We start from the raw sequence: 21,667 nt of genomic DNA on the forward strand, positions 1-21,667 counted from the left end.
AAAATGATATATAAAAATAAATCAAAGCATAAAATGAAACAAGCAGGTTACTTATTAAAATTAGGTGTGCTGCTTCTAGTTACAGGATGTTCTACAAGTACTCCATCAAAATGGGAAAACATAAACGAAGAAGGTGCTTTCTTGGTATATAGAAGACAATCTTTAATTGGTAAAGAAACCTATTCTATTACATCAACTAAAGATTCAATTATTGTAAAATCACTTCAAGGAGAAAACGAAAGAGGTAGAATTACAGGAGTAGAAGCAGAGTTACATTTAGATATAAATTTAAATCCTTCTTCTTACAGAAATAGACGTATTACAAAAAATGATACAATTGTTAATTTAGAAGTTAAAAAAACTGCTGATGGAATTTCTGTTTGGGAAAAAAATAGAGATTTTGTAAAAAAGGAAAATATAGATTTTTTTCCGGTTCATAGTAATATTCCTGCAGGTGTAGAAATGATGTTATATCAATATTATTTTAAACAAGGTGGTACAGGAAGTATTCCTACTATACCAAGAGGAGAAATTACCATGAATTTTATTCAAAAAGATACCGTACAAATTAAAGGTGAAAAAGTACCTTTAAAAAGATATGTTGTAGAAGGTATCAATTGGGGAGGAAGAACTATTTGGGTAGATGAAGCAAATAATTTAGTGGCACTTGTTAAGGCAAATACACAAATTAGAGAATATATTAAAGAAGGTTACGAAGAAGCAAAACCATTTTTTGTACAAGGAAATGTAGAGGAAGAAATGGCTGCGTTATCAAAATTCACTAAAGATTTAAAAGGTACTCAAGCAAAAATAAAAGCATTTGTTGGAGGAAATATTGTAGATGGACTTAGCAACACTGCTAAAGAGGATATGACTTTAATTATTACAGACGGAACGATTTCTAAAATAGGAAAACGTTCTGAAGTAGAAATTCCTGAAGGAGCAGAAGTTATTGATGTAAAAGGAAAAACATTAATTCCTGGTTTGTGGGATATGCATGCGCATTCTAATCAAGTAGATTGGGCACCAGCATATTTAGCAGGTGGTGTTACTACAATTCGTGATAACGGAAATGAGCTAGAATTTGCAACCTCATTTAGAGATGCCATTGCAAAAGAAGGCGCAATCGGACCAGATATTTTATTAGCAGGTATGACAGACGGAGCCGGAATACAAGGTAACGGAGTTGTAAGAGCAAGAACTGTTGAAGAGGCTAAAAAAGTAGCAGATTTATATTTTTCTAACGGATACAAACAAATAAAAATTTACTCTTCAGTAAGTTCAGAATTAACAAAAGTATTGGCAGAAGAAGGACATAAAAGAGGCATGTCTATTACAGGTCATGTGCCAAAAGAAATTGGTAATGCACGTGGTGCTATTGATGCAGGAATGGATATGTTAAGTCATAGGTCTAGAATTTTAACGGTATTATTTCCTGGTAAAACAATTAAGGAATTAGGTAGTTATTATATCAATAAAAATGATATTTCGCAGAAACAAATAGACGAAGCTATTGCTTATCTATTAAAGCATAAAACAGTTTTAGATCCAACAATTGCTCTAGATGTAGCAAGAGCAATGACTAAAGGATCTGTTTTAGAAACCATAGAACCATTTTCTGATAGAATAGCGTATGAATTATTTGAAGGAAAAAGATTTAGAACAGGTTTATCTGCAAAAATAGCAGAAACGGCAAAAGCAGATTATATAAAAGCAATGGGAATTCTTGGTCAATTTTATAAGGCAGGAGTGCCAATTGTTGCAGGAACAGATAATATTGTACCTGTTTTTGGTTTGTATTTAGAGTTAGAAACATATCAGAAATACGGAGGAATGACACCGTTAGAAGCTATAAAAACAGCTACAATTATACCAGCAACAGCAATGGGATTAGGAGATAAAACAGGAACTTTAGAAATAGGAAAAGAAGGAGATATTGCAATTCTAGATAAAAATCCTTTAGAAGATATTTCTAATATTAGAACAGTTTCTGCAGTTGTTACTAACGGAAATTATTACAAAAGTAATCCGTTATGGAAAGCAGCAGATTTTAAACCAGCGGAATAGTTTTAAGGTTTAAAAATTAATAAAAACACAAAAGAAATTAAATATTAAAATTATGAGTAAAATTATAAAGTTACTTTTTGTTGCTCTTTTAATGATTGGTTGTGCTAAGCAAGAGTCAAAAGAAATGCCAGATAAAGATTACAATCCAGAGGCAAAATTAAAAGAATTAAATATTGTATTGCCAAGTCCGCCGCAACCCATTGCAAATTATGTAAACGGAGTAAGAACAGGAAATCTTATTTTCTTGGCAGGAAAAGGTCCAAAACGTGTAGATGGAACAGAAATAACAGGAAAATTAGGACAAGATATTTCTATTGATGAAGGGTATGCAGCTGCAAGGTTAACAGCAATAAATCAACTAGCCGTTTTAAAACATATGCTAGGCAATTTAAATAAAGTAAAACGTATTGTAAAGGTTTTAGGTTTTGTAAACTCAGACCCTAATTTTTTAGATCAACCAAAAGTAGTTAACGGTTTTTCTGATTTAATGGTTGATGTTTTTGGAGAAAAAGGAAAACACGCAAGAGCTGCAGTTGGTATGGCTTCACTACCTAGAGCACAAGCGGTAGAAATTGAGTTTATTGTAGAGGTTTACGATTAATTATAAAAAATAAGATATGAAAATATATAATAGAAAAATTAAAATAGATTCAATAGTAAAGTCTTTCTTCTTATTGATATTCGTTTTAAGTTTTACTCAAAATAGTAAAGCCCAAGAATTAAAATTAAAATATTTTGGAGGTGCAGGTTGGGAAATGATAGAGGGAGATTTAAATATTTTAGTCGATCCATATATTTCTAGATTAAAGTTAGGAGATAGTCCATCAAACAGTAAAGAAGATACTCGAAAAAATTATTATCCGTCAGATATTTATGTTTCCGATACGGCAACAATCAATAAAGTATTAACAAATAAAGTAGATTATATTTTAGTGCATCATTCGCATTTAGATCATTTGGCAGACGTTCCTTATATCGCAAAAAAAACAGGAGCAATAGTAATTGCAACAGAAACAAGTTGTAAGATTTTAAAAGCGTATGGTATTCCAGAAAAGCAATTACTTAGAGTAAGAGGAGGAGAAGATTATCAGTTTGATGAATTTTCTGTAAGAGTAATTCCGTCTATTCATTCTGCTTTAGATGATAAGCATTATTATGATTCTAGAATGCATAATGAAGAGGTGAAATTACCTTTAAAATTAGAAGATTTTATTGAAGGTAAATCGTTAATGTTTTTAATTCGTTTTAAAAATCATAAAGTGTTAACGGCAGGTTCTATGAACTTTTTAGAAAGAGAAGTAGCAGGTTTAAAACCAGATATTATTTTACCAGGAGTTAATTTTTCTAGATTAGAAATTTATAAATATACAGAACGTTTAATGCAGTTAACAAACTTTCCTGAAATAGTCATTCCAACACATTGGGATAATTTTAGAGTTCCTTACGGATTTACTCAAGAGAGTGCAATTGATAAAAAAATTAAACCATTTTTAAAAGAAGTAAAATTAGCATCGCCAAAATCTAAAGTGATTGTTCCTGTACATTTAGAAACAATAATTATAAAATAAAGAGAACATTAAAGATAATTTTTCTGTCACTTGTTTTTTAATACTAAGTGATAGAAAAGTTATTTATTCTAAACATTAAATTAAAATAGCTCTTTTCCTTCTGATAAAAAAAAGTACTTTTATCGCTATTTTAATTCCATATATGAAACCATTCAAATTTAAAGAGTTTACCGTTCATCAAGATAAAACAGCCATGAAAGTTGGTACTGATGGCGTTTTATTAGGCGCTTGGTGTTCTGTTGATGATTATCCGGATACTATTTTAGATATTGGTGCTGGTACAGGCGTTATTTCTTTAATGATTGCGCAGCGTTCGGACGCTATGACAATTGATGCTGTAGAGATTGATGAAAATGCATATGAACAAACAGTAGCTAATTTTGAAGAATCCGATTGGGGAGATCGTTTATATTGTTATAATGCAACTTTTAATGAATTTGCAGAAGAAATAGCAGAAGAGGAAGAAACCTATGATTTAATTGTTTCGAACCCACCATTTTATAATGACGATTTTGAAACTGATGATGCTGCTAGAAATAAAGCACGTTTTACATCTTCACTTTCTTTTGAAGAGCTGATTGTAGGTGTTTCTAAAATATTATCTAAAAACGGGAAGTTTTGTGTGGTGATTCCTTTTAAGGAGGAAGAAAATTTCATCAATCTTACAAAGGGAAATCAATTATTTTTGAATAGAATTTGTCGAGTTCAAGGAAATGAAACTTCTGAAATTAAAAGGTGTCTATTGGAATTTTCTTTTAATGAGTCTGAATTACAAGAAGAAAGTTTGATTATAGAAATTGCACGTCATCAATATACTGAAGATTATATTAATTTGACCAAGGATTTTTATTTGAAAATGTAGGTGTTTAACCGCAAAGGGCGCAAAGATATTATTTCTACTCCGTGAATCTCTGTGAAAAATCTCTGAGCAACTCTGTGTAATAACTAGCGCTATTCTTTTGCATAATTAGGTTTTTTGTCATTCTTCCTCGCAATGACATACGTATGGGTTTTATCCGCAAAAGGCGCAAAGAAAAAGATTTTTACTCTGTGAATCTCCGCGAAAATACTCCGTGCAACTCGGTGTAATAACAACCCTTATCCAACCACATAATTAGGATTATACCCCAAATAAGGAACTTCTTTCTCCGTAAATTTTATTCCGTAATTTTCTAATTCTTTTAAAATAGGTTCATAGACTTCTTTGGTAATTGGTAGTTGCACTCCAGGAGTTTTAATTTCTCCTTTTAAAATTTTTAAAGCAGCAATTGCAACAGGTAAACCTACTGTTTTTGACATGGCTGTATACGTTTGGTTTTCTCCAATTACGGTTAAACTACTTTCTATTTGATGTTTTTCTCCGTTTAATTCATAACCAAAAAGATGTTGCATTACAATCATGTCTTTATCGGCTTCTTGCAAAGTCCAAGAATCTTCTAATATCTTTTGAAGCATTTTAGCTGGAGTAGCATTTACCAAACCAATTTGTTTCTTCGGATTAAAAATATCAAGCTCAATTAGTTTTTCCCACATAACATCATCTTGATCTATTTTAAGGTAAGAACGTAATTTTAATTCCACAGAATCAGAAGGAGAGTAGGCTAAAAATAAATTGACAAAATCTCGGTAACTCATGTTTTCAGAATCTTCTATGGTGTAAGAATCGTCTGTCATGCCTAATTGCACAAAAATATTCCAAGCTCTAGAAAAACCTACTTTTCTTATCGTTCCACGGTACATAGTTGGTATATTATCTAAGCCATAAACACTTCTGTATTTTAATGAATCTCTATTGGCGTAAGCTTCAAATTTATGATCGTTAATTTTTAAAAATTCGGTTCTTCTAAATAATTTATGATACGGAATGTACTTATAGGTACTCTCTTGTATGAACATTGCAGCTCCGCCTTGTCCTGCTAAAACCACGTTTCTTGGGTTCCAAGTAAATTTGTAGTTCCATAGGTTGTTGTCGCTTTCTGGGGCTACTAATCCTCCGCAAAAAGATTCGAATAACAACATTTTAGCGCCTTTGTTTCTAATATTATTTAATACTTGCATGGCGCTCATATGGTCAATTCCTGGATCTAACCCAATTTCATTCATCAGAATCAAACCTTTTTCTTTAGCTTGTTTATCTAAAGCTTTCATTTCATCAGAAACATAAGAAGCTGTTACCATGTGTTTGCCAAAAAGAATACAGTCTTTAGCTACTTCAATATGAAATCTTGCGGGTAACATGGAGATAACAACGTCCGTTTTTTTAATGATTCTTTGACGCTGCTCGGTATTGAAAACATCTAGAATGATGCTTTCTGCATTTTTATGATTGTTGATAAGCTTGTCTGCGTTTTCAGTAGAAATATCACCAATTGTTATTTTTAAGTTTTCTTCATCAGATTTTTCTAACAAATACTTTATTAGAAAAGAACTTGATTTTCCTGCACCAATAATTAGAATATTTTTCATCAATATATCTTATTTTTGTAGTCTTACGAAGATAGTAATTTTGTTTAAAATTTAACAAAAACCATTTAAAATGTTTAAAAATTTAATTATTACATGTGTTTTAGGGATGTTAGCCATTGTTTTAGGAGCTTTTGGAGCACATGCTTTAAAAGAAGTTTTAACTAGTGCAGAGTTGTTGAGTTTTGAAACTGCGGTTCGTTATCAAATGTATCACGTAATTGTGTTGTTATTTATCAATATTTATGACGGATTTACTACTTCACAAAAAAATAATATTAGCTATATTTTTTTCTTAGGGATTTTACTTTTTTCTGGTTCTATTTATGCGATTCATTTAACGCCAATTACAGCAAAATCTATTTGGTTTGTAACGCCTCTAGGAGGATTGACATTAATAATTGGTTGGTTTTTAATGATTATGATATTCTTAAAGAAATATCGAAATAGTAAATAAATTGATAATTTTATTGTAAGATATGTTGCTGTTTGGAATTAAAGTGTAATTTTGTCAGCAATTAATCTATAAATAATTAAAAATATTGATATGGTAGATACAAATACGAAATCGATTTCGTTAAATAGTCTAGGAATCAAAAATGCAACAGTTCGCTATCAGTTAACCTCAGACGAGCTACATAGTGAAACTCTAAAAAAAGGACAAGGAAAAGTGTCTTCTTTAGGTGCTATAGCGGTTAATACAGGAGAATTTACAGGTCGTTCACCAAAAGATCGCTTTATTGTAAAAGATGAAGTAACTAAAGATGAGGTTTGGTGGAGTGATGTGAATATTCCTTTTGAGTCGGATAAATTTGATGCACTGTATACTAAAGTCGTTGATTATTTATCAGAAAAAGAAATTTTTGTAAGAGATAGTTATGCTTGTGCCGATGAAAAATATAAATTAAATATTAGAGTTGTAAATGAGCATCCTTGGAGTAATATGTTTGCGTACAATATGTTTTTGTGCCCAACAGAAAAGGAATTAGAAACATTTTCTCCGGAATGGACAATTATTAATGCACCTGGTTTTATGGCAGACCCAGAAGTAGATGGAACACGCCAACACAATTTTGCTATTTTAAACTTCAGTAAAAAAATAGCTTTAATAGGTGGAACAGGTTATACAGGTGAAATTAAAAAAGGAATCTTTTCTGCTTTAAACTTCATTCTACCAGTTTTTAAAAATACGTTACCAATGCATTGTTCTGCAAATGTTGGTAAAGATGGTGATACTGCTATTTTCTTCGGATTATCAGGTACGGGAAAAACTACATTATCTACAGATCCGGATAGAAGTTTAATTGGTGATGATGAGCATGGTTGGACGGCAGAAAATACGGTGTTTAATTTTGAAGGTGGTTGTTATGCAAAAGTGATTAATTTATCAGCAGAACAAGAACCAGAAATTTTTTCAGCTATTAAAAAAGGTGCAATCTTAGAAAATGTAGTTATGGATGATAAAGGAGTTATCGATTTTGCAGATACTTCTATTACTCAGAATACTCGAGTTAGTTATCCAATTCATCATATAGAGAATATACAAGTACCATCCATAGGAAAAAATCCGAAGAATATTTTCTTTTTAACTGCGGATGCATTTGGAGTTTTACCTCCAATTTCTAAATTGACACCTAACCAAGCTGCGTATCATTTTATTTCTGGTTATACAGCAAAAGTAGCAGGTACAGAAGCGGGAGTTACGGAACCAACACCAAGTTTTTCTGCTTGTTTTGGTGCTCCTTTTATGCCATTACATCCAACAAGATATGCAGAAATGCTAAGTAAGAAAATGAAAGATGCTGGTGTAAATGTTTGGTTGATTAACACAGGGTGGTCTGGTGGACAATATGGAGTAGGTAGAAGAATGCCCTTAAAATATACAAGAGCAATGATTACGGCTGTTTTAAATGGCGATTTAGGAAGTTATAAATATGAAGATTATCATATACATTCTGTTTTCGGTGTTGCGCAACCAAGATCATGTCCTGGAGTGCCAACAGAATTATTAAGTCCGAGGTCTACTTGGAATAATGATGAAGCTTATTATAAGACGGCATTTAAACTCTCTAATGCATTCAGAAATAATTTTACGCAATTTGAAGAAGTTGCAAGTGAAGATATACGTAGAGGTGGACCTCAGCGATATGCTTTTTAGTAGTTTTGTTTTTTTTTAGTAAAGCACCTCAATTTGAGGTGCTTTTTTGTTTGAGCTAAGATTTAAATTTATAGAGTTAATAACGAGGTTGTTAATAATGTATCTTTGTGTAAGTGAAACACACTAAGTTATATTAATCAAAAAAAAACAAAATTATGAGCAATAGTAGCAATACAGTAGTAGGTTTATTAGCAGGAACAGTAATAGGAGCAACATTGGGTATTTTATTTGCACCAGATAAAGGAGCAAAAACTAGACAAAGAATTTCTGATGAAGCATTAGCTGCAAAAGATAAGATAGTAGATACGGCAAGTGATTTAACGGATAAAGTATCATCTTCAGTAGCAGGTCAAAAAGAAAGTTTAGACACTCAATTAGAAAATGTAGTATCTAACGTTAGTCATAAAGCAGAAGATGTAATTTCAACTTTAGAGAAAAAATTGAAAGAGTTGAAAGAACAAAATAAAAAATTACAAAAATCTGCCTAATCGATGAGCATATTCGACAATATAAAAAATTCCGCAGATAAAGGAACTGAAGCTAGTAAAGAATATGTATCCAAAACTATAGAGTATTCAAAGTTAAAGGCATTTCAAGTAACAGCTTTAACCCTAAGTATGATAGTTAAACTTTTTGTAATAGGAAGTTTATCTGTCTTAGGGTTTATATTTTTGGCAATTTCTAGTGCCATTGCTTTGGGAGAACTTCTCGAAAACGCGGCTTTAGGATATTTATTTGTGGGATTATTTTTCTTTGTTATTTCTATAGTTATTTATCTTTCGAGAAAATCTTTTGAGAAAAAAGTAATATCTAAAGTGTCTAAAATATTCTATGACTAATCACTAATGCCTAAAAAAACGAAAATGAAAATATATCAAAGTTTTGAAGAAATAAATACTGATTTAAGGCAGCTGTCATTAGAAAAACAAATTGCTTTAGAAGAACTTAAATTGGTTAAAAGTGATTTTGAAGAAAGTATAAAACCTATGACCCTAATAAGCAACGTTGTTACTACATTAGGGAAGTTTGGAACTTTAATGTTTATTAAGAAAATATTTAAATAGTAGTTGATTTATAAAGGAGTTACACAACGGATAATAATTTTTTCTTAAATCCGTTTGGAGTAATTCCATACTTTTCTCTAAAAATTTTAGAAAAGTAACTTCTACTACTAAATCCAATACTATAAACAATTTGAGATATATTTAAATCTGTATTCTTTAAAAGATCTCTTGAAGACTCTAAACGAATATGTCTTATATACTCTGTAACAGTTCTGTTGTATAAAAACTTAAAACCATCTTGAAGTTTTGCTTGTGTTAAACCAGAAGTTAATGAAAGATCTTCTAATGTATAGTTTTTAGCAGGATTTTTTACAATTGTTTTACCTAATTTACGAACAATTTTTAACTCATCCTTGGCAATGGACTTAGGTAAAGGGACACCTTCTAGAAGTCTATTGTGTTGTTGTATGTGTAAAGATAATACTTCATAAACTCTAGCTTCAATTTTAAGAATACGCAACATTCCTTTCCCCTTTACGTTTTTTATTTGGGCAATTATATCGGCCATTTTTAAATTAAGCGTACCGTAATTTATAAATCTGTGATCATGATCTGTATCTACGAAAACTTCATATAATTTTTCATTTAATGTAGAAACGTTTGTAGTTCTTTTTTTTAGAAATTTCTTTCTGACAATTTCTATAAGGTTAATTTCTACTTTTTCATTCTTAGGTAAATGGATATAATTATAACCATCTGTTTTATTTGTAAAAATTAAGGATTGAAATTGTTCTATTTTGCTTTCTTTATTATCAATACCAAATCGATGTTTAAAAGAACCAAATGAAGGGTACATAAATCGAAGAGGATTAAATTCTGGAACTGCTTGAATTTTAAAAATAAATTCTTTGTGTAGTTTGATATCAAAATCTAACAAGTTTACACCCCAATCGAAAGGTATAAATTTAATTGTTCCAATAGCGTTCTCATTATTAATTGTAAGTACATTTTCACTCCAATTACTAGTAACAGAACCTCCTATTTTTATAGCAATTTGCTCTAGTAAATCTTTGTCACTATCAGCAATTATTTCAATCTCAATCATTGTAGCAAAGTGTTTTAAAGGAACAATTATTTAATGTTCAGTACAAAAAATAAAAATAGTTTAAATTTTAATAACAAAGTTGACTTTTTTATCAATATTTCAAGTTTTTTATATGCTCGTTAAAATATTTAACAATAATTTAAGTAAAGTATAAAAACTTAAATGAGTTAAAATTTAGATTATATGCAATCACAACTAAAGCTTAATTGAGATATATTTGTATAACAGTTAGTTAGTTAGTTAGTTAGTTAGTTAGTTAGTTAGTTGAAAAAAAATTAGATAGATGTACATCGTTTGGCATCATTAAAGTAAACAAACGTTCATTTAAAATATTAAAATTATGTTACGTTGGACAATCACTTTTATAATAATCGCATTAATAGCAGGTGTTTTAGGATTTGGAGGAATTGCAGGAACTGCAGCAGGAATCGCTAAAATTATTTTTGTAATCTTCATTATTCTTTTCTTAATATCTTTAATTACAGGAAGAAAAAAAGTATAATTCTTATTTTTAATCCCAATTTAATATGGGCATATAATACTTGTTAAAAGTAAAAAGCATCCATTTTCGAAAATTTCGAATGGATGCTTTTTTTATGAATTGAAGTGTAAATTCTTAATTATTATTGAATAGTAACCTCTTTTTCGTTTTTTACAACATTTACAGTTGCTACTTTTCCTGCCTCTTTTGCTTTCTTTTCAATTTTAGCTTCTTTTTTTATAATTTCTTGAGTATTCGTTTCATCAATAGTTATAGAAGTTATTGTGCTAGATAAATCTGTAGAAGTTTGAGTAGTTTCTATTTTTACTTCTTTATTAGTATTATTATAATCAGAAATTGCAGTGCTATTTAAAGCAATACTAGGAGCTATAACTAAAGCTACAACAGACATTAATTTTAAAAGAATGTTTAAAGAAGGTCCAGAAGTATCTTTAAAAGGATCTCCAACAGTATCTCCTACAACGGCTGCTTTGTGAGCATCTGTTCCTTTTTTACCTTGTTCTTCAATTGTTTTTTTAGCATTGTCCCAAGCACCACCTGCGTTAGATTGAAAGATTGCCATTAAAACACCACAAGTTGTAACACCTGCCAATAAACCACCTAACATTTCTGCGCCACCAATAAAACCAACAGCTACAGGTACCACGATTGCTAATAAACCTGGTAATACCATTTCTCTTATGGATGCTTTTGTAGAGATATCAATACATTTTCCATAATCTGCTACACCATCTGCAGCATCAAAAATAGCTCTATCTTCTTTAGAAGCTTTTGTCATATCAGAATCGTACTTACGCATTACTTCTAAGGCAGCTTTTAACTTTGGAATATCTCTAAACTGACGACGAACTTCCTCAATCATAGCCATTGCTGCTCTACCCACTGCATTCATAGATAAAGCCGAAAATACAAAAGGTAACATTCCTCCAACAAGTAAACCAGCCATAATTTGAGGTTGAGAAACATCAATAGCAACAACATTTGCTGTTTTCATAAAAGCAGCAAATAAAGCCAAAGCGGTTAAGGCAGCAGAAGCAATTGCAAATCCTTTACCAACCGCGGCAGTTGTGTTACCAACGGCATCTAATTTATCTGTACGTTCTCTTACTTCATGAGGTAATTCTGCCATTTCAGCAATTCCACCTGCATTATCACAAATTGGTCCGTATGCATCTACTGCTAATTGAATACCTGTATTGGCTAACATACCTACTGCTGCAATAGCAATACCGTATAAACCTGCATAATAGTGAGATACTATAATTGCAGCAGCAATTAAAAGAATAGGAATCATTGTAGACATCATCCCCACACCTAAACCAGCAATAATGTTTGTTGCTGCTCCAGTTTCCGATTGCGCTACAATAGACATTACAGGTTTTTTACCTGTAGCGGTATAATATTCTGTTATTTTTCCTACACCTAAGCCAGCTACTAAACCAGCTATTGTTGCTTTAAAAACACCCATTGCTCCAAAAGGTAAACCTTCTATAGATTCTGGAATTAAAGCTGTGATTATAAAATAGGAAGCCACAACCATTAAACCTGCCGAACCAAATTCTCCAATATTTAAAGCTGTTTGCGGATTTCCACCATCTCTTACTTTTACAAAAAATGTACCTAAAATAGACATCAAAATTCCTACAGCTCCAAGAACTAGCGGTAAATAAACTGCTCCTAGACCATCAAAATCAGGTGTTAAAATAAAAGCACCTAAAACCATTGTACCAATAATAGAACCAACATAAGATTCAAATAAATCTGCTCCCATACCAGCAACATCACCTACATTATCACCTACATTATCTGCAATAGTTGCAGGGTTTAAAGGATGATCTTCTGGAATACCAGCTTCTACCTTACCAACTAAATCTGCTCCAACATCTGCGGCTTTTGTGTATATACCACCACCAACACGTGCAAATAATGCAATTGAAGACGCACCTAATGAAAAACCAGATAATACATTTAATACTAATGTTAAGTTCTCTGCTCCAGGCCACATCGATTGGTACAGCATAAACAAGCTACTTAATCCTAAAATTCCTAAACCAACAACTCCTAAACCCATTACTGCACCTCCTGCAAAAGCGACTTCTAATGCTCTACCTAATGAGGTTTTTGCTGCTTGTGTTGTTCTAACATTTGCTTTGGTTGCTACTTTCATTCCGATAAAACCTGCTAAAGCAGAACAAATTGCTCCAATAATGAAAGAGACTGCAACCATTCCATTAGAGCCTACTTCTGTATTTCCTTTAAAGAAAAGTAAGATGGCTACAGCAATTACAAAAATTGCTAAAACTTTATATTCAGCTTTTAAGAATGCCATTGCTCCATCTGCAATGTTTTTTGCAATTCGAGACATTTTTTCATCACCAACCTCTTGTTTTGAAACCCAACCGCTTTTTAGAAAAACGAAGAGCAATGCTACCACACCAAATAGTGGTAGAAATTTTACGATTATTTCCATATTATCTAGTTAATTTAAGTTATATTTTTTTTAACATTGTTAAAAATAGTTAAATTAAATTAATAAAAAAAGTCTACATAAATTAAAGATTATATATTTAATACCCGTTTATTTTATATTATCTATACTATGACTTATGTCAGTTTTGTTGGTAAATCCTATTGAATTTTAATATTATCATGTTTTTTTTGATAACTATAATCGATATAAATACTATTGATTTTTTAAAATTTGATCAAAAAAAAACACCTTAAAAAATTAAGGTGCTTTTTGCTTTTATAGAAATTTACTTATATCGTAAATGTTCTTTTTTTCTTGTGTTCGCTATCATCATAACGTTTAACACATTCATCATAAATTTTAATTGCTGCAGTAGCATCTCCCCAACCACCAGTATCAACTTTTTTCTTTTCTAAGTCTTTATAAACTTGAAAGAAATGCTCTATTTCTTTTAATCTGTGAGGATTTAAATCTGCAATATCTTCTTTGTTACTCCAAATAGGATCAGAAACAGGTACACAAATTATTTTTTCATCAGGACCTTTTTCATCCGTCATATAGAACACTCCAATAGGTCTAACTTCCATAACAACCATTGGATAGGTTGGTTGATGACCTAAAACTAATACATCTAATGGATCTGAGTCTAATGCTAAAGTTTCAGGAATAAATCCGTAATCACCTGGGTACATCATAGAAGAAAAAAGCATTCTATCGAATCTAATTTTATGTAAAGTAAAATCATACTCATATTTATTTCTACTTCCTTTTGGTATTTCTATCAGTACGTCAAAAGTTACTGGTTTTTTCGTTTCTTTACTCATTGTCTTAGGTTCTTTCATTTTTTGGTTTTACACAAAAATAGTTATAAATTAAATTTTATTTTAGTTTTGAGGGCATAAATTTACGCAAAGGATTTCGATTTGGTTCTTAAAACGCTTCAATATCTTATTTTAAAAATTAAATAGCAACCCTGCCGTTACTCCAAATTTTCTTGCTTCTGAATTATCAAAGTAGTTTCCTCTAAAGTTAAAATCTACTCGTAATACCTTAAAAATATTAGCAACACCAACACTATATTCATAATAAGGTTCTTGATTAGGAGCAGTTAAGGGGATCTCAAAACTATTACCAGTTGTATTTAATGCAACGTTTTTGTCAGAGATATCTCCTAAAAAGGTTTTAAAACCTATTACAGTTCTTAATTTTGTCTTTTTTAACAACGGAATTCTAGAAAAAATTCTACCATTAAAATTATGCTCTAAATGAAAAGAAGCATATTTATCTGTTACAAATTCGTAGAAATTTAAAAGGTTAAAGGTATTATTAAACATAAAATAAGTTTGATTTCCTGGAGCAACACTTAATAATCCTAAAGGAACTTCCCCAAAAGTTTGTCCCATTTCTAAAGAAGTTTTTAACCTTCCTAGACCGCCAATTTCCCATAATTTAAATAAAGAAAGCTGCACTTTAGTATAATCGAAATCACTACCAAAAATATCTTTAGTTCCTCTTGTTATTTGAGTAAAGTATTTTGTGTAGTTTGTATTTGCAGGCTCTCTCTGTACTCCGAAACCAGACATTTTTCGTTTAGGGTAATATCCCATAGAAAATACGGTTTCTAATTGTCTTATGTTAGATGAAATACCCGATGTGGCAGTAACATCATTATAGTCTAAACTAAAACTATCTGAAGCTGAACTTAGTGTTTTATAATTTGCAGAAAGCTTTAATATTAAATTTGGTGCTGGTTCTATTTCTCCTGTTAGCGTAGTAATATTAATGTTTGTTAGTTTATCATTGGTACCAGTGCTTATTAACGATGAAGAACCATCGCTTCTCCCTAAAACATCTGTATTGGCAGTTAAAGTAGCTCCAATTTGTTCTATATCATTTTTCTTTCCACCTGTAATTATGAACCTATTTTTTTCATTTAGAAGCCATTTTGCCTGAAAACCATATTTTAAATTTTTATCCTTTAAACCATAAGCAGTATAGGCTTCTAGTCTAAATAAATCATTAGAAGACTTGTAAGTTCTTGCCCCGACTCTTACTCGCAATCCTTCTACATCATTATAGCCAAAAGTAGAAAAAATAGGGCCATAATCTATGTTTAAGGATTCAATTTCAAAGTATCCAGAGTACGAAGTCTGAACAGCTTTGTTAATGTTTTTAAACTTTTTAACCGTTTTTAAGGTATCTATTAATTTATAAATACCTTTTTCATTTTTGTTGAGTTCTTCTAACCTATTATTGTCCCAAAACTCTCTAGATTTACTATAAATGGAGTCGTTGTTTGGAGTAAAAACTTTTTTATCATAAAAGCTGTCATCTTTTAGCGGTTTATTAAAAACGTAATCTTTATAAATGGTTGTCTTTTTACCATAAATTCCTCTTGATTTATCTTTTTTACTAAGTGAAAAATCAGATAATAGGTAGTCTCTTTTTAATACAAAAATAGAATCATTTAACAATTCAAACTCTTGCTCTATATAGACATCTTTAACCCAGTTTATATTGGCATTTTTTACTACTTGTAAATTAATTTCTTTTACAGCAAATGTGGAATCATTTACCCAAAAATTACCTTTAAAAGTAAGTTCGTTTTGTCTTCTAGGATAGTAAATAATATTATAACACCATTTCTTACCTATAAAAGAGCTGTCTGCTAAAACATAATTATAGTTGTTGATTCCTGTTTTAGACAATGGACTCACAAAGCTTTTATCGAAGATTTTTAAATAATTATCATAAATATCATATTCAGCATATAAATCATCTACATAATCTATAAGCTGTTGATCTTTACTAAAACCAGAGTTTTGGTTTGCAATTAAAACTTCTTTTTCTTTCTTTAAAGTATTGTCTCCATATACGTGTGTAAGGTTTTCATTTAAAAAAACTGGTAAAAAAGTTTTTCCGGTTATACTAGAGGTATCTACATCTTTAAAAACAAACTCTAATCCTTTAAATATTTTTTTCTCTTTTAATTTTTCATCAATAGTATTTAAATCAAATTCTACCTTTTGATATTTCTTATAGGTATACTGATTAAAATGGGTTAAACCATTTTTACGTTTTTGAGCCCAAATTTTTCTAAGAATGTCTATTGCAGGATTGTTCTTTTTTGGTTGTTTTCCTGTTGCTATTATAATTTCATCTAAAGCATCTGTTTCTTCTTCAAGTGTAATTTTTAAGTTATAGCTAATTCTGTGTTCTAAAGGAACTATTAGTGTTTTATAGCCAATAAAAGATACTTCTATTTCTTTCCAAGTTTCTTTAGATTCAAAATAAAAACCACCATTTTCATCACTCGTAGTTCCTTCTATAGAGCCCTTAAATTGTATACTACAATAGGGAAGAGGTGTGTTGTCTGTGTCTGTTATAATTCCCTTTACTTTTGTTTGTGCTAATAAAGAGATAGAAAATAATAGAGTATAAATTAAAGCGAATTTTATTTTCATTAGTAAGAATAATTCTTGTTGTTTTTTGTGAATTAGATAACGTAATCTTCAAATAATTATTTTCTAGTCGGTGTATTATTTACGTCCTTACTAAAAAAAAGATATTTTGATTGATGTAGTCTTTAAAAGTAGAAATACGTGAGATTTAGATAGTGTAGAAGTGTTTTTTTGAATTTATCCAAATAAAAAAAAGACTAATAAAATATATTTATTAGCCTTTTTTATTAATTTATTGAAGTTGTTTTATTTTTTATACATCACTTCTTTTACCGCTTTTATAACATCGTTATAATTTGGTATCCATTTCTCAAATAAAACAGGAGAATAAGGAGCAGGAGTATCTGCAGTAGTAATTCTTTTAATAGGAGCATCTAAATAATCGAATGCTTCTTCTTGTATTCTATAAGTTATTTCTGTAGAAATACTAGCAAATGGCCAAGATTCTTCTAAAATAACTAATCTATTTGTCTTTTTTACTGATGTTAAAATGGCAGCATGATCCATTGGACGTACTGTTCTTAAATCAATAATTTCACAAGAAATATTTTCTTTTGATAATTCGTCAGCAGCTTTATAAGCTTCTTTAATAATTTTTCCGAAAGAAACGATTGTTACATCTGTTCCTGCTCTTTTAATGTCTGCAACTCCAATAGGGATAATGTATTCTCCTTCTGGAATTTCCATTTTATCACCATACATTTGCTCAGACTCCATAAAAATAACCGGATCGTCATCTCTAATAGCAGCTTTTAATAAACCTTTTGCATCATAAGGGTTAGAAGGTACAATAACCTTTAAACCAGGAGTGTTTGCAAACCAGTTTTCAAATGCTTGTGAGTGTGTAGCACCTAATTGACCAGCAGAACCTGTAGGTCCTCTAAATACAATTGGGCAATTAAACTGTCCACCAGACATTTGTCTAATTTTAGCAGCATTATTTATAATTTGATCAATACCAACCAAAGAGAAGTTAAAAGTCATATACTCTACAATTGGTCTAAGACCATTCATTGCAGAACCAACTGCAACCCCAGCAAAACCAAGCTCAGCAATAGGTGTGTCTATAACACGTTTAGCACCAAACTCATCTAACATACCTTTAGATGCCTTGTAGGCACCATTATATTCTGCAACTTCTTCACCCATTAAATAAATGCTTTCATCTCTGCGCATTTCTTCACTCATGGCTTCACAAATTGCCTCTCTGAATTGAACTGTTTTCATCTAGTATTAATTGTAATTAGTAATTTCAATTGCAAAAGTAAGGAATTATGAGAATAAAAATACTCAAAAAAAAATAAATAATTAGATGAATTATTATCAGCACTAATATTTTTATTTTTAATTGAAAATACTAAGAGATTTTGTGTGCTTAAATTCCTTTATATCAGATAAATCAAGGATGCTGTGAAATAGGAAATCTGTGGAGATTGAATTGTTTTTGTTCAAATAAAGATTTTCTACTTTTTTAGGGGTTTTTTGTTTAAATTTTTCAGAATACCAGACCAACATGGCAGGGTTTTCTGAGGCTTTATGTTTTTGAGCATGAAACCATTTACCGTCCTCACCTAAAATTTCTCCATGGTCTGATAGGTAAATTAATATGGTATTCTTAGAAGACTTTTTTAAATCTTCGATAATTTTATTTAAAAAAGAATCTAAATATAAAATGGTATTATCGTAAGAATTTATAACTGCTGTTTTAGAGGAAGATCCTACATATTTACTCGTTACTATTGGTTTGTACACGGTAGAATTTTCATCAAACCTGCTATTGTAGTACCAATGACTCCCTATCATATGAAGGGTTGTTATTTTATTTCCTTTAAAATTTTTAGTAAGATCTATGTTATTTAATATCTCTAAATCCTTTTCTTTTTTAAAGCTTAAAACGGAATGGAATTTATCTATAATTTGTATTTTATCATTGGTGTTCACAATGTCTTCGTAGCTTTTTTCTAAAGATTGATTTCCAATCCATTCTGTTTTAAAAGCTGCTTGGTTAAGTACACTATACAAACTTGTCGCGGTGTTTAAAGTATCTGTAATAGATTTATCTGTTAGAATTTGTGGTACACTAATAGCAGTATAAGTTAAAGGAGTATAGACATCTTTATAGCTAATTATATTTTTCTGATGCTCTAATAAAGGAGTTGTTTTCCGGTGATATCCATTTAAAGAAAGGTGATCTGCTCTTACCGATTCTCCAAGAACAAAAACAATATGTAGGTCGTCTTGAGAACTCACAATATGTTTATCTACTTCTTCTAAAATTAAATCGGTTTTTGCTAAATATTGTTTTACACTAAAAAAAGCAGAGTACGGTAATCTTCGTTTAAGAGCGCCAAAACGATAATTTTCAACCATGAAAAATGTGATTATTCCAAGTATAGATAAAATAAATAAAGGCGATTTTATAGTGTTCTTTTCAAGTTTTGTAAATTTTTTTAAAATGATAAATACAGCAAGCGTAGCAAGCAGTATATAGCCTAAAAATAGCCAACTAAATACATCTACGGCAATATCTAAATTGGTTTCAGAAATGGCTTGAATCATACCAAAATCGATACTAATATCTTGTGTGTACACCCAAAATGATAAACAAGCACATATTAAAAATAGAATAGGAAAAAGTAGGATAAATACTCTTTTAAATAAACTTAAAATATATATAAAACCAAATACAGAAAACTGAAGTAGCAGAAAATGTATTACGTAGATAAAAAATGCTTTTACAGTACCAAAAGGTACATGAACATAACAGGCAATTGTTATAAATAGAGCTACAAAGATATTTAGTAGTAAATGAAATAGAATTTCTTTTTTATATACTTTTATTTTTTCCATTTAAAAAGGGTACATATTTGTTGATTAATAATAAAATAGGAAACATTAATAATAGTTGAAAAAGGACTAAGACTATTTTTTCTAGTTCGGTAAAGTTAAAAACACTAGATCCTATAGTTAAAACGAGCACTAGTTTTATAAAAGTTAAAGATCTTACTTGCATAGCTAAAATTGGTATGGTATTTTTTCCGAAAAAGGATAAGAATTTAAAAATAGGTAACACTTTAAAAAGGTTACACCAAAAGAGAACTCCTACAAGTGCATTTATAATAAATAAAAACTCATTGCCATATGTAGATCTATACATGTCTACTTCTTGTAGAAGGAATAAAGAAAAAATTAAATGAAGTATACCCAAAATAAAAAAAGAGGTTTTTTCTCCTTTCCATTTATTAAAAAATAAATAGTTTTTAGTGTAATAGCCAAAGGTGTAAAAAATTAAAGAAACTAAAGAAACGTCTAAGCTCCAGAACAAGTTTATGTTTGTGAATCTAGGAATTAAAAAACCTATTAATACACTAATAATTATGACTAGGAATTGTTTTTTTTTGTTTTGAATGAATTTTTTTATCAACCAAAAAATAAGAAAAGTTAAAAAAATGGATGGTAAAAACCACATTGGAATTCCCCAATTCATATAGTCGATGTCTCCTTGAGCATAAAAAATACCTATAAAATTTTTAATTGGGGATAGATCTAAAGCTGCTGATTCTCCATATTTTCTACCTAAAAATAACCAAAAGAAAAAAAGTATAAAACTCCAGAGAAAGTATGGCACTAAAAGTTGTTGAACCCTTTTTTTAACGATCTCGAAATTAGATTTCTTAGGATGAAAAACGCCCGCAATTAAAAAAAATAAAGGCATGTGAAAACTATAAATATAATTTTCGATTACAGGGAAATTATGTCCGTAAACAACTAGAATGATACCAAAACCTTTAATTTGGTCAATCCAATTTATTCTTTTTTGGTTTGAAACTAGAGCGTTGATGTTTTTTTGAAATTTTATTTTAGTATTAATTTTGTTTTAACTGTAAAGAACAGACTTTTTTTACATTTTATTAAATAAATGTGTCTTCATAATGCGAAAAAGTTAAATAATTCAAAAAAATACTATGCATGCATAGTATTTTTTTAAAAAATTATGTATTTTCGTTGCAGATAAAAAGTATAAAAATAGAATTTTATGAAAATATTGGTTTGTATTAGTCATGTTCCAGATACCACGTCTAAGATTAATTTTACAGAAAACGATACAAAATTTGATACAAATGGAGTACAGTTTGTTATTAATCCTTATGATGAATTTTGTTTAACAAGAGCCATGTGGTTTAAAGAAAAACAAGGTGCTTCTGTAACAATTGTAAATGTTGGTGGTCCAGAAACAGAACCTACATTGCGTAAAGCTTTAGCAATAGGAGCCGATAATGCAATACGTGTAAATGTAAACCCAACAGACGGATTTCAAGTAGCAAAAGAATTGGCAGCAGTTGTAAAAAATGGTGAATATGATTTAGTATTGGCAGGAAAAGAATCTGCAGACTATAATGGTCAAATGGTTCCAGGAATGTTAGCTACGTTAACCGATTTTAATTTTATAAATGGTTGTGTTGGTTTAGAAGTAGAGGGTACTTCTGTTACTGCAACTAGAGAAATAGATGGAGGAAACGAAACTTTATCTACAAGTTTACCTTTAGTAATTGGTGGACAAAAAGGAGTGGTAGAAGAAAAAGATTTACGCATACCAAATATGCGTGGAATTATGATGGCACGTAAAAAACCATTAGAAGTGGTAGAGCCAGTTAGTAATGAAGCATCAACAAGTATTCAATCTTTTGAAAAACTACCAGCAAAAGGAGCTGTAAAATTAGTAGATGCAGATAATGTAGATGAGTTAATTAGCTTATTGCATAACGAAGCAAAAGTAATATAAGAGAGTGTAATTGGTGAATTGTTGAATAGTGTAATTGTTATAACGATTACCCAACAATTACACAGTAAACAACTACACATTTACAC

19 protein-coding genes are annotated in these 21,667 nt (G+C 30.2%); 11 read left to right on the forward strand and 8 right to left on the reverse strand.

Annotated features, from left to right (window positions below; translation table 11 throughout):
• Positions 1–3: 3 nt before the first annotated feature.
• The 4 genes from WHD08_RS14820 to WHD08_RS14835 all read left to right on the forward strand — a co-directional run bounded on the left by WHD08_RS14820 (position 4) and on the right by WHD08_RS14835 (position 4,497).
• Entirely contained in the window at positions 4–2,067 is a 2,064-nt protein-coding gene (locus WHD08_RS14820; RefSeq protein ID WP_208890285.1) for an amidohydrolase family protein, read from the forward strand.
• A 52-nt stretch (positions 2,068–2,119) separates the two neighbouring features.
• Positions 2,120–2,668, forward strand: a complete 549-nt coding sequence (locus WHD08_RS14825; protein ID WP_208890284.1) for a RidA family protein — start codon at positions 2,120–2,122, stop codon at positions 2,666–2,668.
• 16 nt (positions 2,669–2,684) lie between these two features.
• Positions 2,685–3,635, forward strand: a complete 951-nt coding sequence (locus WHD08_RS14830; protein ID WP_208890283.1) for an MBL fold metallo-hydrolase — start codon at positions 2,685–2,687, stop codon at positions 3,633–3,635.
• Between the two features lie 142 nt (positions 3,636–3,777).
• Positions 3,778–4,497 carry a tRNA1(Val) (adenine(37)-N6)-methyltransferase gene (locus WHD08_RS14835; RefSeq protein WP_208890282.1) on the forward strand — a complete coding sequence of 240 codons (720 nt, stop codon included), beginning with the start codon at positions 3,778–3,780 and terminating at the stop codon, positions 4,495–4,497.
• A 236-nt stretch (positions 4,498–4,733) separates the two neighbouring features.
• Here the strand turns inward: WHD08_RS14835 and WHD08_RS14840 are convergent, their stop codons facing one another.
• Entirely contained in the window at positions 4,734–6,101 is a 1,368-nt protein-coding gene (locus tag WHD08_RS14840) for a saccharopine dehydrogenase family protein (protein WP_208890281.1), read from the reverse strand.
• Positions 6,102–6,171: 70 nt separating this feature from the next.
• Here WHD08_RS14840 and WHD08_RS14845 point away from each other — a divergent pair, with 70 nt between their 5' ends.
• The 5 genes from WHD08_RS14845 (at position 6,172) to WHD08_RS14865 (ending at position 9,320) form a co-directional block, all read left to right on the forward strand.
• Positions 6,172–6,555 carry a DUF423 domain-containing protein gene (locus WHD08_RS14845; RefSeq protein WP_165732126.1) on the forward strand — a complete coding sequence of 128 codons (384 nt, stop codon included), beginning with the start codon at positions 6,172–6,174 and terminating at the stop codon, positions 6,553–6,555.
• Between the two features lie 90 nt (positions 6,556–6,645).
• A complete protein-coding gene (pckA, locus tag WHD08_RS14850; protein ID WP_208890280.1) occupies positions 6,646–8,256 on the forward strand; it encodes a phosphoenolpyruvate carboxykinase (ATP) in 1,611 nt (536 codons plus the stop codon).
• A 155-nt stretch (positions 8,257–8,411) separates the two neighbouring features.
• A complete protein-coding gene (locus WHD08_RS14855; protein WP_165732130.1) occupies positions 8,412–8,744 on the forward strand; it encodes a YtxH domain-containing protein in 333 nt (110 codons plus the stop codon).
• Between the two features lie 3 nt (positions 8,745–8,747).
• On the forward strand, positions 8,748–9,095 hold the full coding sequence (locus WHD08_RS14860) for a hypothetical protein (RefSeq protein WP_165732132.1): 348 nt from the start codon (positions 8,748–8,750) through the stop codon (positions 9,093–9,095).
• A gap of 24 nt (positions 9,096–9,119) precedes the next feature.
• Complete coding sequence (locus WHD08_RS14865; RefSeq protein ID WP_165732134.1) at positions 9,120–9,320, forward strand: DUF6327 family protein; 201 nt, start codon at positions 9,120–9,122, stop codon at positions 9,318–9,320.
• Between the two features lie 19 nt (positions 9,321–9,339).
• On the opposite strand, the gene WHD08_RS14870 is transcribed toward WHD08_RS14865, so the two are convergent.
• Positions 9,340–10,365, reverse strand: a complete 1,026-nt coding sequence (locus WHD08_RS14870) for a helix-turn-helix domain-containing protein (protein ID WP_165732135.1) — start codon at positions 10,363–10,365, stop codon at positions 9,340–9,342.
• A gap of 340 nt (positions 10,366–10,705) precedes the next feature.
• Here WHD08_RS14870 and WHD08_RS14875 point away from each other — a divergent pair, with 340 nt between their 5' ends.
• A complete protein-coding gene (locus WHD08_RS14875; protein ID WP_165732137.1) occupies positions 10,706–10,867 on the forward strand; it encodes a DUF1328 domain-containing protein in 162 nt (53 codons plus the stop codon).
• A 121-nt stretch (positions 10,868–10,988) separates the two neighbouring features.
• Here WHD08_RS14875 and WHD08_RS14880 read toward each other — a convergent pair whose 3' ends face one another.
• The 6 genes from WHD08_RS14880 to WHD08_RS14905 form a co-directional block, all read right to left on the reverse strand.
• A complete protein-coding gene (locus WHD08_RS14880) occupies positions 10,989–13,337 on the reverse strand; it encodes a sodium-translocating pyrophosphatase (protein WP_208890279.1) in 2,349 nt (782 codons plus the stop codon).
• Positions 13,338–13,627: 290 nt separating this feature from the next.
• Positions 13,628–14,179 (reverse strand): inorganic diphosphatase, encoded by a 552-nt coding sequence (locus WHD08_RS14885; RefSeq protein ID WP_244183298.1) that lies wholly within the window; start codon positions 14,177–14,179, stop codon positions 13,628–13,630.
• Positions 14,180–14,290: 111 nt separating this feature from the next.
• On the reverse strand, positions 14,291–16,801 hold the full coding sequence (locus WHD08_RS14890; RefSeq protein WP_208890278.1) for a DUF5686 family protein: 2,511 nt from the start codon (positions 16,799–16,801) through the stop codon (positions 14,291–14,293).
• A 243-nt stretch (positions 16,802–17,044) separates the two neighbouring features.
• Positions 17,045–18,025: a pyruvate dehydrogenase complex E1 component subunit beta gene (locus WHD08_RS14895; protein WP_208890277.1), complete on the reverse strand. Its 981-nt coding sequence runs from the start codon at positions 18,023–18,025 to the stop codon at positions 17,045–17,047.
• Between the two features lie 117 nt (positions 18,026–18,142).
• Positions 18,143–19,648 carry a phosphoethanolamine transferase gene (locus tag WHD08_RS14900; protein ID WP_208890276.1) on the reverse strand — a complete coding sequence of 502 codons (1,506 nt, stop codon included), beginning with the start codon at positions 19,646–19,648 and terminating at the stop codon, positions 18,143–18,145.
• The gene (locus tag WHD08_RS14905) at positions 19,626–20,669 is read right to left on the reverse strand and encodes an acyltransferase family protein (protein ID WP_340833857.1); all 1,044 of its coding nucleotides are present in this window, start codon (positions 20,667–20,669) and stop codon (positions 19,626–19,628) included. The genes WHD08_RS14900 and WHD08_RS14905 overlap by 23 nt, the downstream gene beginning before the upstream one ends.
• A 165-nt stretch (positions 20,670–20,834) precedes the next feature.
• Between WHD08_RS14905 and WHD08_RS14910 the strand changes: the two genes are divergently transcribed.
• Entirely contained in the window at positions 20,835–21,581 is a 747-nt protein-coding gene (locus tag WHD08_RS14910; protein ID WP_208890274.1) for an electron transfer flavoprotein subunit beta/FixA family protein, read from the forward strand.
• Positions 21,582–21,667: the final 86 nt, after the last annotated feature.

Origin of the sequence: Polaribacter sejongensis (genome assembly GCF_038024065.1) — a bacterium.
In the GTDB taxonomy this organism is placed as follows: domain Bacteria; phylum Bacteroidota; class Bacteroidia; order Flavobacteriales; family Flavobacteriaceae; genus Polaribacter; species Polaribacter sejongensis.